Below are 14,351 nucleotides of genomic sequence, written 5' to 3'. Positions count from 1 at the left end.
TTTGTGAATATGAGGATTGAGATGAGTGAAATTCCCGAAAGAAAACCCGTTTTCACCGCCAAGCCGCCCAACCCTTCGCGGTTGGCGGATGGGGTGTCCGATGCGATTGCCGCCGCGCTCTTTGATGGGCGCATCTCGCCTGGCGAGCCGTTGCCGCCCGAAGGGGAGATCGCCAGGGAATTCGGCGTCTCGAAGCCGATCGCCCGTGAGGCGCTTCGTCAGTTGACGGCAGCCGGGCTGATCTTCACCCAACAAGGCAAGGTTGCCCGCGCCAAGGCGCTGAGCGGCGACTCGATGGACAAAATCTACGGCTACGCGGTCCGCTCCAGTCTCAAGCGGCTGCGCGAAGCCAATGAAATGCGCCGTGTCGTCGAGACGGGAATTGCCCGGCTCGCCGCCGAACGTCGCGATCCGGAAGGTTTGGAGATCATGCGGCAGGGCTTGGCAGGCATGCTGGCTTCCGTGAAGGAGCCTTCCGGCTTTACCGCCGCCGACATCCTGTTTCACCTGGGCCTTGCCGTGACGACGGGTAATTACATGATCCGCGTGCACATGGAGAGCATGCGTTCCGTGCAGCGCGAGGTGTCGGAATTGTTTTCACGTCGGGCCAATCGCAGCGACGCTGACTGGCGAGCAACGATTGACCGGCATCAGGCGATTTACGACGCAATTGCAGTTGGTGATGCCGATCTCGCCGAGCAAAAAATCAGGCAGCATTTCGAAGCTGCCGACATTGCCTCGCTCGAGGTGGCCGACAAGCTGAAGGATGCCGAGCGATGAGCGCCGCGCGCTTCTCACTGAAAGGCCGGCGCGCGCTGGTAACCGGTGCCAGTTCCGGCATCGGCCGGGCTGTTGCGCTTGGCCTTGCGGAGCATGGAGCGGAACTGATCCTGCATCATTTCGGTAATGAGACGGGCGCGAGCGAGGTGGCCCGGGCTACCGGCGGCACAGCGCCGGTACTGGAAGCAGACTTCACTGACGGGCGTGCGACGCAGGCTTTTGCCGATGAAGTGCTCGGAACATGCGGCCCGATCGATATCCTCATTGCCAATGCCGCCATCGAACATCGACGGCCCTGGCAGGAATTGGATGAGGCGCATGTCAACGCCCATGTGGCATCGAATTTCTCGGCGCTGCTGACGCTGACGGCAAAGCTGGTTCCGCCGATGGCCGAGCGGGGCTGGGGCAGGGTCGTCGCCACAGGCAGTATCATGGCGGTGCGACCGCGGGCGGAAACGGTTGTTTATGCGTCGCTCAAGGCGGCGCAGTTGACTGCGATCAGGTCGATTGCGCGCGAAATCGGCCATCGCGGCGTCACGCTGAATGTGGTTTCGCCGGGTGCGATCGAGATCGAGGCCAATGCCGCGCGCTACGGCGACCCGGCGTTCCGCAAAGCGGTAGCCGCCAAGATCCCTGCGGGCAGGCCGGGCCAGCCGCAGGACCTGGTTGGGGCGTTTGTTTTTTTGTGCAGCGATGCTGCCAGCTACATTTCGGGTGCAAATATCCCGGTCGACGGAGGATGGTCGATCGGAGACGCGCCCGGGAGCCTTCCGCACGCTGCCGGGTGAGCGGCTTGCGGCAAGGTTTTCGAGATCATACGGCGGAACCGTCCGCCGCAGCTTGCAGCCAAACGCCGGGCGAACGCCGTTTGCATTCAGTCGGTGAAGGCTGATTGCCGACGATCAAAAAGGGAGGAAACCATGAAGGCCGCATTAACAGGTATCGCAGCATCCGCGTTGACATTGTGCATATCGACGTCTGCCGTCTTCGCGACGGATCTCCGCATGACGGTCTGGACCGGGAACGAGGCTCATCTGAAGATGCTGAATGGCATTGCGGAGAGCTTTAAAGCCACACATCCCGACGTCAACGTGAAGTTCGAGACCGTGCCGGTCAACGACTACACGCAGAAACTGACCTTCCAGATCGCCGGCGGCAATGCTCCCGACATAGCCTGGATGATGGAGGATGCCGCTCCGGCTTTCGAAAACGCCAATCTTGTGAAGGATCTCGGCCCGACGCTCAAGTCGGCGGAAGGCTATGATTTCGACGATTTCTCAAAGCCGGCCATGGGCCTCTGGCAGAAGGACGAAACGGTCTACGGCATTCCGTTCTCCACCTCGCCTTTCATGATCTACTACAACAAGGACATGTTCGACAAAGCCGGGCTCGAAGACCCGCTGACGCTCGCCGCCAAGAGCGAATGGAACATGGACAAGTTCCAGGAAGTCTCCAAGAAGCTCGCGGAAACCAATCCCGGCAAATGGGGCTTCGAGTTCAAGGATGGCGAAGGCTATGCCTCTCGCATGACCCATGCCCTTCTGCCGCCAATCCGCGCGTATGGTGGCGATATCTGGTCGAACAAGGAATGCGGCTTCGACAAGCCCGAAGCCGTCAAGGCGGTCAAGCAGTTGCATGACATGGTCTTCAAGGACAAGTCCATCGTTCCGCCGGGCGAACAGGGCGATTACTTCTCCGGCAATTCGGCGATGACGGTCAACCAGATTTCCCGTGCTTCGAAGATGGCGGAAGCCGGCTTCAAGTGGGGCATCGCACCGTTGCCCACCGGCCCAGGTGGCGAGTCACCCGTTATCGGCCAGGCCGGTCTTGTTGTGTTCGCCCAAGGCAAGAATACGGAAATCGCCGCGGAATTCGTAGCCCATATGACCAACAAGGAAAATGTCGCCACCATGGCGCAGTTCTTCCCGCCGGCCCGCAAGAGCGTTCTGCAGGCCGATGCATTCATCAACGGCAACAAGCTCGTGCCGCGCGAGATGATGAAAAATGTGGCTGCCGCGATAGAAAAGGGCCGGGTGGTTTCGGCCAACGAAAAAGCGCCACAGATTCTTGCCGCTATGGCGCCTCGTGTCGATGCCCTGTGGAAGCCGGATGCCGATGTCGATGCCGCCATCAAGGGCATCTGTGCGGCAATCCAGCCGCTGCTTTGATCAGAACGAAGATGGCCGATACCGTTCATAACTCCATTCGAACCGGCCAAAAGACCTGGCTGACGTTGAAGATGAGAGAGATGATGGAGGCGTGGCTGTTCGTCAGCCCCACCTTCATCGGCTTCCTCATCTTCTTCCTCGGTCCGCTCTGCGCAGTGGTCTATTATTCAATGACCGAATGGAACCTGCTCAGCCAGCAGGCCACCTTCGTAGGCCTTGCCAATTTTCAGAATGCGTTGCTCGAAAACCCTGACTTTTGGCTTGTGGTACGCAATTCGGTTGTTTTCGCGATCGGTCTCGTGCCGCTCAACATGGCGCTCGCGCTCGCCTTGGCGCTCGCCCTTTCCCGGCCGTTCTTCGGGGTCGTGTTCTTTCGCACGGTGTTTTTCGCTCCCGTCATCACCTCGGCCATCGCCTGGGCGATCGTCTGGAAGTTTCTGCTGCAGGGAGAAGGCGGTTTCATCAACCAGGTACTGGCGCTGGTCGGGATCACCGGTCCAAACTGGCTGCGTGAACCGAACTGGGCCATGGCGGCGGTCATCGTCACCCGCGTCATCAAGATGGTCGGCCTCAACATGATCCTCTACATTGCGGCGCTGCAAGCGATCCCGCGGGACTATGAAGAGGCGGCGCGCCTGGAGGGCGCCTCACGCCGGCAGATTTTCAGCATGATCACCTGGCCGTTGCTGGCGCCGACCACGCTCGTCATCATGGTCATCACGACGATCGGCTCTTTCAAGGTGTTCGATCACATATATCAGATGACCGGTGGCGGCCCGGAAAACGGCACACTGGTGCTTGCCTTCTACATCTACCAGCAGGGCTTCAAGTTCTTCAATGTCGGCTATGCCTCGGCGCTCGCGATGATCATGTTCGTGATGATCATGGCGCTGACACTGGTGCAGGTGATGCTGCGGAGAAAGGGATCGGAGTGACCCAGCGCCAAATCCAGATGCTCTACCGCACCTGCTGGACGATCGCACTGCTGATCGCCGCCATTCCTTTTGTTTTCCCATTCGTTTGGATGGTGTCTGCCGGCTTCAAGAGCGTGACCGAGATATTCGGTGCGCCGACGCTTATTCCGCGCGTCTGGCGCTGGCAGAATTTCGTTGAAGTGTTCACATATCAGCCGTTCGCGCGGCAGTATTTCAACTCGCTTTACATCGCGATCGTGGTGACGGCGCTCACCCTCGCCATCTCGTCCCTGGCCGGCTATGCGCTGGCGCGCATGCGGTTTGCCGGTGCCGGGCTGCTGATGCTTTTTCTGATCTCGGCGCTCATGGTGCCGGAGGAAGTGACGATCATTCCGAACTTCTTCCTGATGCGTTGGTTTGGTTTGGTGGATACTCACTGGCCGCTGATCCTGCTGCCCACCTTCGGCCCTCATGGGGTGATGGCAACGTTCCTGATGCGCCAGTACTTCCTGGCCCTGCCCAAGGAACTGGAAGAAGCCGGCAAGATGGACGGCCTCTCACGCTTCGGCGTTTGGTGGAAGATAGCGCTGCCGATGGCGCGTCCAGCCCTGGCTGCGGTTTCCATCATCACCTTTCTGTTCTCGTGGAACCTGTTCCTGGAGCCGCTGATCTTTCTGAGCTCGCTCGACATGTTCACGCTGCCTTTGGCCCTGTCGAACTTCAACGATAGCTACGGCTTACCGTTGTGGAACCTGCAGCTTGCCGCTACCAGCCTTGCCGTGGTGCCGATCCTGATCGTCTATCTGATCGCCCAGCGGCAGATCATCGAAAGTTTTGCGCTATCAGGCGTGAAGGGATGAGGAATTTTCGTTCATGAGCAGTGTATCGCTTAAAGGCATCGAAAAACGCTTCGGCGCCGTCGAGGTCATCCGTGGTGTCGATCTCAGGATCGATCCGGGCGAGTTCGTCGTATTCGTCGGTCCGTCAGGCTGCGGCAAGTCAACGTTGCTGCGGCTGATTTCGGGGCTGGAATATCTCAGCGGCGGTGAACTTGCGATTGGCGGCCGGGTGGTCAACGAAGTGCCGGCTTCGAAACGCGGCGTTGCCATGGTCTTCCAATCCTATGCCCTTTATCCGCACCTGACCGTCCGGGACAATATGGGTTTCGGGCTGAAGGTCCGCAAAGTTCCGGCACAGGAGCGTCAGAAGCGTGTCGATGAAGCAAGCGCCACGCTGAAGCTCGAAGCATTGCTCGATCGCTACCCCCGCGAGCTTTCCGGCGGTCAGCGGCAGCGCGTCGCGATCGGCCGGGCCATCGTCGGAAATCCCGATGTCTTCCTGTTCGACGAACCGCTGTCGAACCTCGATGCAGAGTTGCGCGTGCACATGCGCTCTGAAATCGCCGCACTGCACAAGCGGCTCTCCACGACGATGATCTATGTAACGCATGACCAGATCGAAGCGATGACGCTCGCCGACAAGATCGTGGTTCTGCGCGACGGCCGTGTCGAGCAGGTCGGCTCCCCCCGGGAACTATACGAGCGGCCGGCAAATATCTTCGTGGCGCAATTCATCGGAAGCCCAAAAATGAATCTGCTCCCGGCAGATATCGCGCCTTTGCTGACAGGCGCAACGGTAGCGGATACCGCCGCCGAGACCATCGGGATAAGGCCGGAGCATCTGATCGTCGTGGAACCTCGAGAGGGGACGCTGCGCGGAACCGTCGGGCTTTGCGAATATACCGGGGCGGTAACGCTGCTCCACGTCAAGTTGCCGGCTGGGCACGATTGCCTCGTTCTGTACGACGGTGGTGACATGAAGGCGGGAAACCAAATCGGACTCACCGCCGATGTCTCGAAGGTGCACTTTTTCAATGGCAACGGGCAGACAATAAAGCGGACGGAACAAGGCCGGACTGCTTGAGCGTACCGCCGCTTTTGGCGCGGGCGCGACCCGCAGAAGTCTCTTAAGAGCCGGGTTCGTCTACTCGCCCTGGCGCAAGTTGCGAAGCCGGTCGAAAAGGACGGCGAGCACGATTGCGCCACCGATAAAGCAGCCCTGCCAGAACGCGTTGATGCCAAGCAGGCCAAGACTGTTCCGGATGATCTCGATGAGTGCGGCGCCGACCAAGGCTCCAAAGGCGGTGCCAACGCCGCCGGCCAGATTGGCGCCGCCGATAACCGCAGCGGCAATGACCTGAAGTTCCATCCCGGCGCCGATATTTGTGGTGACGGCGCCGAGCCAACCGGTTTGAATGATGCCGGCAACCCCCGCCGAGAGGGCCGAAATCATATAGACGATGACCTTGATCCTTGGCACGGGAACGCCCGTCAGTGTCGCGGCGTGCTCATTGCCGCCGATCGCAAAAACATAGCGGCCGAACTTGGTCCAGCGCAGCACGAAACCGGTAATGAGTGCCAGCACGACCATGTAAAGCACTGGATTGGCGATGCCAAAAACCCAGGCGCCGCCACCCAGCGCCAACAGTTTGTCGTGATCAGGTCCGAACTCAAAAACCACAGTGTTGTTGGATGCAACCATCGCAAGGCTGCGCGCAATCGACAACATGCCGAGTGTGACGACGAAAGGCGGGAAGCCGAGATAGGCAATCAAGACGCCGTTGAAAGCTCCGACCAGAAGAGCCGTACCGATCGAGGCCGCGATGCCGACTTCAATACTGTATCCCGCATGCATGACCACCGCCAGCACCATGCTGCACAGGCAAAGTACGGAGCCAACGGACAAATCGATGCCGCCGGTGATGATGACCAGCGTCATGCCCAGCGCGATAATGGCGACGAAGGTGACGTTGCGGGTGATGTTGTAGATGTTCTTCGCCGTCGCAAAGGAGTCCGTTGCCATCGACAGAAAAATGCAGGCTAGAATGACTGCAATCAGCACCCAGAATGTCTGACCGCTCATGATCGTTGCAAGCCAGCTCCGTTGCTTCTGTCCGATCGTTTGGTCAAGTGTAATCGCCATCGTCGACCTTCTTCCTTCCTGTTGCAACGGATAGCATCGATCACACCTGTTCGATGGCGCCGGTAATCAGTCCCGTCACTTCCTCCGGCGAACTTGCCGCAATCTGCTTGTCGGCTACTTTTCTGCCTCGCCGCATCACGATCACACGGTCGGCGACCGAAAAGACGTCGGGCATGCGGTGACTGATCAGGACAACGACAATGCCCCGGTCCCGCAATTGGCGGATCAGATTCAGAACCTCAGCGACCTGGCGCACGGAAATGGCTGCGGTCGGCTCGTCCATCAATACGATTTTCGCTTCCGACAGCATCGTGCGGCCGATAGCGACCGCTTGGCGCTGGCCGCCTGACATTTGCTTGACGAGATCGCGCGCCCGCGTCTCGGATTTGAGCTCGCGAAATATCTCGCCGGCGCGCTTGTACATGGCCTTGTGGTCGAGGATGCGAAGAGGCCATACGCCGCGGCGCAATTCTCGTCCGAGGAACACGTTCGCTGCCGCCGTCAGATTGTTGCAGAGCGCCAAATCCTGGTGAACGATCTCGATGCCATGCTGACGCGCTTCCTTCGGCCGATGAAGCACGAGATCGGCGCCGTCGAGCCGCATGGTTCCATGGCTCGGCCGGAAGTTGCCGGCGATCATCTTCACCAGTGTGGACTTGCCAGCCCCGTTGTCGCCCATCAGGCCGACAACCTGCCCCGCCTCGAGCGAAAACGAAACATCGTTGACCGCCTGGATGGCACCGAAATGTTTGGAAACATTGCTGAGCTCAAGAACCGCCACCAGCCTCCTCGCCTCCCAAAACCTGCGGGCTATCCATCGCACCGAACCCTGCTTGTCTTCGAGGCAAGGCTCCGGCGAGTTCGCTTTCCAGTATCCTCCCAGGAAAGCGATTGGGAGCATTTACGCAAAACCCTGCGACAGCGTCAACTCATTGTCCCGGCAATTGGCCTTATTGTCGCAAAAATCTGTTTTGTCAGACAAATATCATTTGACGAGAGTGGCGCGCAGATATTAGCTATCAATGGGGGAGAAACGGCATGCTGATCCTTGTGACCGGAGCGACGGGCAAGGTCGGGCGGCGCTTTATTGCTGGGCTGCTTGACGATCCGAGATTTTCCAAAGCCCGTATTCGTGCGCTTTGTCATAATCGTTTGTACGAGGCGACCGATCGTGTCGACGTCTTCCAAGGCTCGATCGCCGATCGCGATGTCGTAGCAGCGGCGCTGGATGACGTTACCCATGTCGTGCATCTCGCCACATGCAAGGAAACGCCTGAAGACATCATGGATGTTACGGTCAAAGGTCTCTTTTGGCTGCTCGAGGAGTTCCGTACGAGCGTGACGGCACGCCAATTCATCCTGATCGGTGGTGATGCGGGTGTGGGACATTTCCACTATCGCCACGACGGCCCGATCACCGAGAACGCTCGCCATTGTGCCTATCCGGGAAGCTATGCCCTCTCCAAAGTCCTGGAAGAGGTCATGCTGGAGCAGTTTGGCATTCAGTACGGCCTCAATGGCTGTTGTCTGCGCGCACCCTGGATCATGGAAAAGGACGATTTCAAGTATTCGCTGTCTTTTGGAGACGACGTCTTTGGTGGTCCGGACTGGAAGACGCTCGTTCCGGAAGACGCGGCACGGCGCTATGCGGCGATGGGTACTGTGCCGCTGCTCTTGGATGCCGACGGACGTGCACTGAAGCGCAATTTCGTCCATGTCGATGACCTTGTGTCGGCAATACTGGCAGCGATCGACAACCCGCGGGCAGAGCGGCAGCTCTTCAATATCTGCATGGATCGCCCCGTCGACTATGCTGAAGTCGCCGCCTATCTCTTGCGCACGCGCAATCTCGGCTCTGTCGACATACCGAGCCGCTTCCATTCCAATTGGATGGACAACAGCAAGGCGAAATACCTGCTGGATTGGCGGCCAAACTACGATCTCGAAATGCTTATCGACTCGGCTTGGCAATACGAGCGTTCAAAGGAGGAGCCTCGCATCGTCTGGTATCCGGGTTGATTTCGTGTGGCGGGCACGCGGTGTCCGTCTGTTTCAAGGGAGGAAACTATGAGGAAGGCACTACTACTTACAGCCGCAGTTTTAGCACTGACCGCCGGGCAAGCCCTGGCCAAGAAGCAACTCGTCATCGTCGTCAAGGGCCTCGACAATCCGTTCTTCGAAGCAATCAATCAAGGTTGCCAGAAGTGGAACAAGGAGAACCCAACTTCGGAATACGAATGCTTCTACACCGGTCCAGCATCGACATCCGATGAAGCCGGCGAAGCGCAGATCGTTCAGGATATGTTGGGCAAGGCAGACACGGCTGCAATTGCAATCTCGCCGTCAAATGCAAAGCTCATCGCCCAGACTTTGAAGACGGCCAATCCGACGGTTCCGGTGATGACGCTCGATGCCGATCTTGCCGCCGAGGATGCAGCGTTGCGCAAGACCTATCTCGGCACCGACAACTATCTGATGGGCGCCCGCATCGGCGAATACATCAAGAAGGGCAAGCCGAAGGGCGGCAAGATCTGCACGATCGAAGGCAATCCAGGAGCGGACAATATTCTACGCCGCGCACAAGGGATGCGCGACACGCTTACTGGTCAGAAAGGCTTGACCGAGCTGAAAGGCGAGGGTGGTTGGACCGAGGTCGCCGGCTGCCCGGTGTTCACCAATGACGACGGTGCCAAAGGCGTTCAGGCAATGACCGATATCCTCGCGGCCAATCCCGACTTGGACGCATTCGGTATTATGGGTGGCTGGCCATTGTTCGGCGCGCCGCAACCTTATCGCGACCTGTTCAAGCCGATGGCCGACAAGATCGCCAGCAACGATTTCGTCATTGGTGCCGCCGACACGATCGGCGACGAGGTCGCCATTGCGAAGGAAGGACTGGTGACGGCGCTCGTCGGCCAACGGCCGTTCGAGATGGGCTACAAGGCACCGTCGGTGATGATGGATCTGATTGCCGGCAAGCCGGTTGAAGATCCGGTCTTCACCGGGCTCGATGAGTGCACGAAGGATACAGTCGACACCTGCATTCAAAAGTAGCTTCACGGTTTGGCGCACCCAGTTCAAGGGTGCGCCGACTGTTCTCACGAGACGGATCGAGAGATCCGCTGGGCTTGACGCGCCCTGAATTCCGCGCTTTGTGCCAGCGTCAATCGCAGGCGACTTCCTCGTTATTACGATTGTTGTGATCATACGTGCAGACAGTCGAAAGAATGCTGAGGCAGTAGAAATAAATGCCTGACAAAAAATCGGGAAAGCCAACGGCTGCGCTCGAGGTGGTGATGGTTGACCGCTCGGCCACCACAAGGCGCCCAAATTCTCCCCGCATGACTGGGGCGAGTGTTCATGTGTCTTTGGCAGGCGAGATCGGTCTGCGAATCGTGCGCGGCGACTATCCGCCGGGCACGATCCTGCCTAATGAAGCAAAATGGTCGGAAGTCTTTGAGGTCAGCCGATCGGCGGTGCGCGAAGCGATCAAGATGTTGATGGCCAAGGGCCTGCTTTCTTCCCGCCCGAAAATCGGCAGCTGGGTCGAACCCAAGGAACGTTGGAACCTGCTGGATCGAGATGTCTTGGGCTGGTATGCGGCATCTCCTGATCGCGAATCCTTTCTGAGGGCCGTGCAAGAACTCAGGCATATGATCGAGCCGGAAGCGACCGCGCTTGCTGCGGAACGCCGAACTGACGAGCAAATGAACGCGATCAACCAGGCCCTGCATGACATGGATCAGGCGACATCGCTCCAGCAGCGAACAGAAGCCGATGCGCGATTTCATATCGCGATCTTACGCGCCTCGGGAAATGATCTGCTGGTGCCGCTCGGCGTATTGATCGAATCGGCGCTGAACCACCTCTTCGCCCATGTGACGCGGGAGGAAGACAATTTGCGATATGCGCTGAAACTTCATGAAAATATTGAGAAAAGCATTCGGCTGCAGCGACCGACCATGGCGCGCAACGCAGTCCGCAAGGCGTTGGCAAATACCGACGAAATCATCGCCCGGTGGTCACGATAGATTTTTGCATCCTCTCCGACTGGCGCGTTGCCGATAGCTTGATGCAGGGGAATTCAACCTCCTATAGTCCTCGATGCCTACCCAAAACCCGCGGCTTGTGCTACTTTCCTTGGCAACCTTCGGGGGCTGAGCCATGCGTGGGCTGCTTGCATCGGTGGCGTTGATTTTCACAGCGACGGTGGCCGCTGCGGAGAGCCCTTTGTTCGATGCCGTTGCCACTGGAAACACCGCCGTCGTCGAGCAGGTTCTGGCTACCGGTGCCGATGTCGACAGTCGGGCACGCGATCAGGCAACACCTCTTATCAACGCTGCGCTCGGAGCCCAGCTTGCCATAGCCGAATTGCTGATCGGCAAAGGGGCCGACGTCATGGCTCGGAACTCGGGCGGCTTTACGCCGCTTCATGCCGCGGCCTTTTCCGGCAGCGTGCCGATCAGCAAACTACTTCTCTCCCATGGCGCGACGCTCGACGATGCGGCCAATAAAGCAGGTGTGACACCGCTGATGGTCGCCGGTGAGGAAAACCACGTGGCTCTCGCCACGTTTCTTCTCGCTGAGGGGGCTGACGTCGGTCATGCGGAGGTTCACGGCTACACGCCAATCACGCGAGCAATCTGGAAGGGCAACTCGGACATCGTGCGGCTTTTTAAGCGGCATGGTGCGCCTTGCCCTCCGGCCAGCCGCATCGGCGAGAAAGAATACGCGAAGTGCATGGAAATCCATGATTGAATAGGAGGCACAGATGTATGCGGGGACCAGAAGCGGTGTGCGAGGAATTGCTATGGCGGTGTTCGTTGTGGCTTTGGTAGCTGCCGGTGGACCGCGGGCTTTCGCCGACGACTCGGTAAACACGGGGTATTTCGGCGGCGTGGCAATCATGGGATACGACCCCGTTGCCTATTTCACCGAAGGCAAAGCGGTGAAAGGCTCCGAGGAATTCTCCCACGAATGGCTGGGGACGCCGTGGCTTTTTGCCAATGCCAAACACCGTGAAATGTTCATCAGCGAGCCGATCAAATATGCGCCTCAATATGGCGGCTACTGCGCGGGCGAGGTGGCTCTCGGATCGGTGACGGTCAACGTCGATCCGGAAGCATTCAAGATCATCGAGGGCAAGCTTTACCTGATCTACGACAAGGGATCGGCAGAAGGGTTTGCCGCTCATGTGGCCGAAGCAGTGCCGAAAGCCGATAGAAACTGGCCGAAGGTCGCAGCCGATCTCGAACGCGATCAGTATCACTGACCGGTGGAGCGCGGCTATTTGACGGGCGAAAAATAGAAGACCTTCGTGGAGTTCACGTAAGCATAGCTGGTTTCAGCGGGCGAGTTTGCAGGTCTGTAGATCGGGCCGCAATCGGCTCGTCCAAATGCGTTTTCACTCTGCTCGCAAAGCATGTCGCCATTGACGAAAACCGTTCCGGTGACCATCTGCGTCGTCGAGCGGAAGGCCGCCTTGCCGTCGCGTTCGATTTGCATGAGTGCAGGGCTTCCTGAGGGCTCGGTCTTGCCCCGGAGGAGTTTGCCCATGACGATACTTGCGATTTCTTCACCGTGCAGGCGTTCGTGCTCGTTGCCCTTGAAACCGAACGGCCACTCCGGCAGGCCGGCCTCGCGCAGAGCATCGAGGATAAACGCCAAATCCCGCTCGTTGCGGAAATGGGCATTGCTGAGACGCCAGTCCGCCAGAGAATCGCGCCCAGCCAGTAAGCGAAGTCCCTCGGCGACAGTCGCACGGGCGTCGTCGAGGCGACCGGCACGGACATAGGCCATAGCGAGTGGGGTAACGAAATCGCCATTTCCCGGAGAACCATCGCGCGCGCGTTCGAAGCTGTCGATGGCCTTCGTGTAGTCGCGCTGCAAATAAAATACCAGGCCAGCAGTATATCGGTTGATGGCGGAGAGGTTCGGATCGTGCCTGAGCGCCGTGTCCACGGCCGCGCCGGCCTCGGCATGATTGCCGGAGAACAATTGAACGTATGCCAACGCCATATGAGCTTCGGCATCGGCAGACCCGAGCGAAACTGCCTGCTGCGCCGAGGTGACCGCCTGCTCGTAGCGGCGGTCCACGACTTGCATGACGGCAAGAACGGCGTATGGCGATGAAAGAGCCGAGTCGAGCGCCAGCGCGCGACTTGCCTTCTCGTAGGCCCTTTTTCGCGCCGGCGCGCTCTGGAGAACGTCGTCGTAAGCGCTTCGCCAGACATAGGCGGTCGCGTGCGCGTCGGCCGCGAAGGCCTCTGCAAAACCGGGGTCGAGCGCCTCCGCCTTGTCAAAGAGCGCCAGTGCCTCGAGCAGCCGGGAACGGCGGCCGGTACGCGTCGCCTGCTCGGCACGAAGGTAGTAGTCGTATGCCTCGAGATTGGCGGTCGGCGGACGGGTAATCCGTTCCGTCTCAGATTGAGTGAGTTTCAGGCCGAGCGCTTCGGCGATCTGCCGACTGAGCTCATCCTGCACAGCCATGACATCCGCCGCGGCGCGGTTAAATCGGTTGGCCCACAAGTGGTCGCCGCTTGCGGCATCGCTCAGTTGCGCATTGACGCGGATTTGATCGCCTATCCGTTGCACGCTGCCCTCAACGACAAACCGCACGCCGAGATCGCGTCCGATGTCGGCCAAAACGAGAGGCTTGCCTTTGTATGCAAACACCGAATTGTGACCGATGACGTCAAGGTCCGAAAGCATGGTCAGATCGGCAATCAGGCTGTCGGTAATGCCATCCGTGAAATAATCCTGGCCGGCGTCGCTACTCAAATTGGCGAAGGGAAGCACCGCTACCGACGGACGTTGGGGCACAGACGGCCATTGCCATACGAAGACAATCGCAGCGGCCGCAATCAACAGCGCTGCAAGTGTGGCCAGGATGATCGCCCGGCGGCGCGGCCGACGGGAGGCGACGACCTTGCCTGCCTCGGAGGGATCTAACAGAACACGATAGACGCGAACCGGATCGGCTATGTTCTTCAGTTGCTGCTCACCGAGAGAGGAGAAACCGACCTCAGCCTTGTGTACCGTGTGATCGAATGCGGTGCCGGATATGCAAATTCCGCCGGGCTGGGCAAGACTTTCCAGCCGCGCGGCTATGTTGACGCCGTCACCGTGAATGTCCTCTCCTTCGACGATGACATCGCCGAGATTGACGCCGATGCGAAAAAGCATCCGCTGTTCGGGCCGCAGGGCCGCGTTGCGTTCCGCCTTCTGTTGCTGGATTTTGACGGCGCAGCGCAAGGCATCCACCACGCTATGGAACTCAACCAGGATCCCGTCGCCCATCGTCTTGATCAGGCGGCCGTGGTGCGTGGCGATCTTCGGCTCGAAGAGTTCGTGGAGGTCGGTGTGGAAGCGGATACGCGTTCCCTCTTCGTCGATCTCGCTCATGCGGCTGTAACCGACCACATCCGCAATCAGGACTGCTGCAAGGCGGCGCTCCATACCAGCTCTTTCCGGGTGTCCGATCACCTGCCATTATCTTACAGCAGGT

Annotated in this window: 14 protein-coding genes; 11 read left to right on the top strand and 3 right to left on the bottom strand. The window is 59.0% G+C overall.

Features of this window, described 5'->3' with window-relative positions:
- The first annotated feature begins 21 nt into the window (after positions 1 to 21).
- The 6 genes from RlegSU303_RS18270 (at position 22) to RlegSU303_RS18245 (ending at position 5,785) form a co-directional block, all read left to right on the top strand.
- Positions 22 to 780, top strand: coding sequence for a FadR/GntR family transcriptional regulator (locus RlegSU303_RS18270; protein WP_017961848.1), 759 nt, complete (start codon positions 22 to 24; stop codon positions 778 to 780).
- Positions 777 to 1,568 carry an SDR family NAD(P)-dependent oxidoreductase gene (locus RlegSU303_RS18265; protein WP_131719225.1) on the top strand — a complete coding sequence of 264 codons (792 nt, stop codon included), beginning with the start codon at positions 777 to 779 and terminating at the stop codon, positions 1,566 to 1,568. Before RlegSU303_RS18270 ends, RlegSU303_RS18265 begins: the two co-directional genes overlap by 4 nt.
- Positions 1,569 to 1,700: 132 nt before the next feature.
- A complete protein-coding gene (locus RlegSU303_RS18260; protein ID WP_131719224.1) occupies positions 1,701 to 2,948 on the top strand; it encodes an ABC transporter substrate-binding protein in 1,248 nt (415 codons plus the stop codon).
- Positions 2,949 to 2,959: 11 nt separating this feature from the next.
- Positions 2,960 to 3,883 carry a carbohydrate ABC transporter permease gene (locus RlegSU303_RS18255; RefSeq protein ID WP_017961845.1) on the top strand — a complete coding sequence of 308 codons (924 nt, stop codon included), beginning with the start codon at positions 2,960 to 2,962 and terminating at the stop codon, positions 3,881 to 3,883.
- The gene (locus RlegSU303_RS18250) at positions 3,880 to 4,722 is read left to right on the top strand and encodes a carbohydrate ABC transporter permease (RefSeq protein WP_017961844.1); all 843 of its coding nucleotides are present in this window, start codon (positions 3,880 to 3,882) and stop codon (positions 4,720 to 4,722) included. Before RlegSU303_RS18255 ends, RlegSU303_RS18250 begins: the two co-directional genes overlap by 4 nt.
- Positions 4,723 to 4,735: 13 nt before the next feature.
- Positions 4,736 to 5,785, top strand: coding sequence for an ABC transporter ATP-binding protein (locus tag RlegSU303_RS18245; protein ID WP_131622835.1), 1,050 nt, complete (start codon positions 4,736 to 4,738; stop codon positions 5,783 to 5,785).
- Positions 5,786 to 5,845: 60 nt separating this feature from the next.
- Here RlegSU303_RS18245 and RlegSU303_RS18240 read toward each other — a convergent pair whose 3' ends face one another.
- Positions 5,846 to 6,844 carry an ABC transporter permease gene (locus RlegSU303_RS18240; RefSeq protein ID WP_017961842.1) on the bottom strand — a complete coding sequence of 333 codons (999 nt, stop codon included), beginning with the start codon at positions 6,842 to 6,844 and terminating at the stop codon, positions 5,846 to 5,848.
- Positions 6,845 to 6,884: 40 nt separating this feature from the next.
- Complete coding sequence (locus tag RlegSU303_RS18235; protein ID WP_017961841.1) at positions 6,885 to 7,625, bottom strand: ATP-binding cassette domain-containing protein; 741 nt, start codon at positions 7,623 to 7,625, stop codon at positions 6,885 to 6,887.
- Positions 7,626 to 7,882: 257 nt separating this feature from the next.
- Between RlegSU303_RS18235 and RlegSU303_RS18230 the strand changes: the two genes are divergently transcribed.
- The 5 genes from RlegSU303_RS18230 to RlegSU303_RS18210 all read left to right on the top strand — a co-directional run bounded on the left by RlegSU303_RS18230 (position 7,883) and on the right by RlegSU303_RS18210 (position 12,116).
- Positions 7,883 to 8,863, top strand: coding sequence for an NAD-dependent epimerase/dehydratase family protein (locus RlegSU303_RS18230; RefSeq protein ID WP_017961840.1), 981 nt, complete (start codon positions 7,883 to 7,885; stop codon positions 8,861 to 8,863).
- Between the two features lie 48 nt (positions 8,864 to 8,911).
- Positions 8,912 to 9,898, top strand: coding sequence for a substrate-binding domain-containing protein (locus tag RlegSU303_RS18225; protein WP_017961839.1), 987 nt, complete (start codon positions 8,912 to 8,914; stop codon positions 9,896 to 9,898).
- A 194-nt stretch (positions 9,899 to 10,092) separates the two neighbouring features.
- Positions 10,093 to 10,875 carry a FadR/GntR family transcriptional regulator gene (locus RlegSU303_RS18220; RefSeq protein WP_017961838.1) on the top strand — a complete coding sequence of 261 codons (783 nt, stop codon included), beginning with the start codon at positions 10,093 to 10,095 and terminating at the stop codon, positions 10,873 to 10,875.
- A 133-nt stretch (positions 10,876 to 11,008) separates the two neighbouring features.
- Entirely contained in the window at positions 11,009 to 11,602 is a 594-nt protein-coding gene (locus RlegSU303_RS18215) for an ankyrin repeat domain-containing protein (protein WP_026158841.1), read from the top strand.
- A 13-nt stretch (positions 11,603 to 11,615) separates the two neighbouring features.
- On the top strand, positions 11,616 to 12,116 hold the full coding sequence (locus RlegSU303_RS18210) for a YHS domain-containing (seleno)protein (protein ID WP_026158840.1): 501 nt from the start codon (positions 11,616 to 11,618) through the stop codon (positions 12,114 to 12,116).
- 14 nt (positions 12,117 to 12,130) lie between these two features.
- Here RlegSU303_RS18210 and RlegSU303_RS18205 read toward each other — a convergent pair whose 3' ends face one another.
- Entirely contained in the window at positions 12,131 to 14,302 is a 2,172-nt protein-coding gene (locus RlegSU303_RS18205; protein ID WP_165507522.1) for an adenylate/guanylate cyclase domain-containing protein, read from the bottom strand.
- Positions 14,303 to 14,351 lie beyond the last annotated feature (49 nt).

The organism is Rhizobium sp. SU303, from assembly GCF_021052345.1.
In the GTDB taxonomy this organism is placed as follows: Bacteria; Pseudomonadota; Alphaproteobacteria; order Rhizobiales; family Rhizobiaceae; genus Rhizobium; species Rhizobium laguerreae.
The sequence above is the reverse complement of the archived record's forward strand: the minus strand, read 5'-3'. Positions and strand labels throughout refer to the sequence as shown.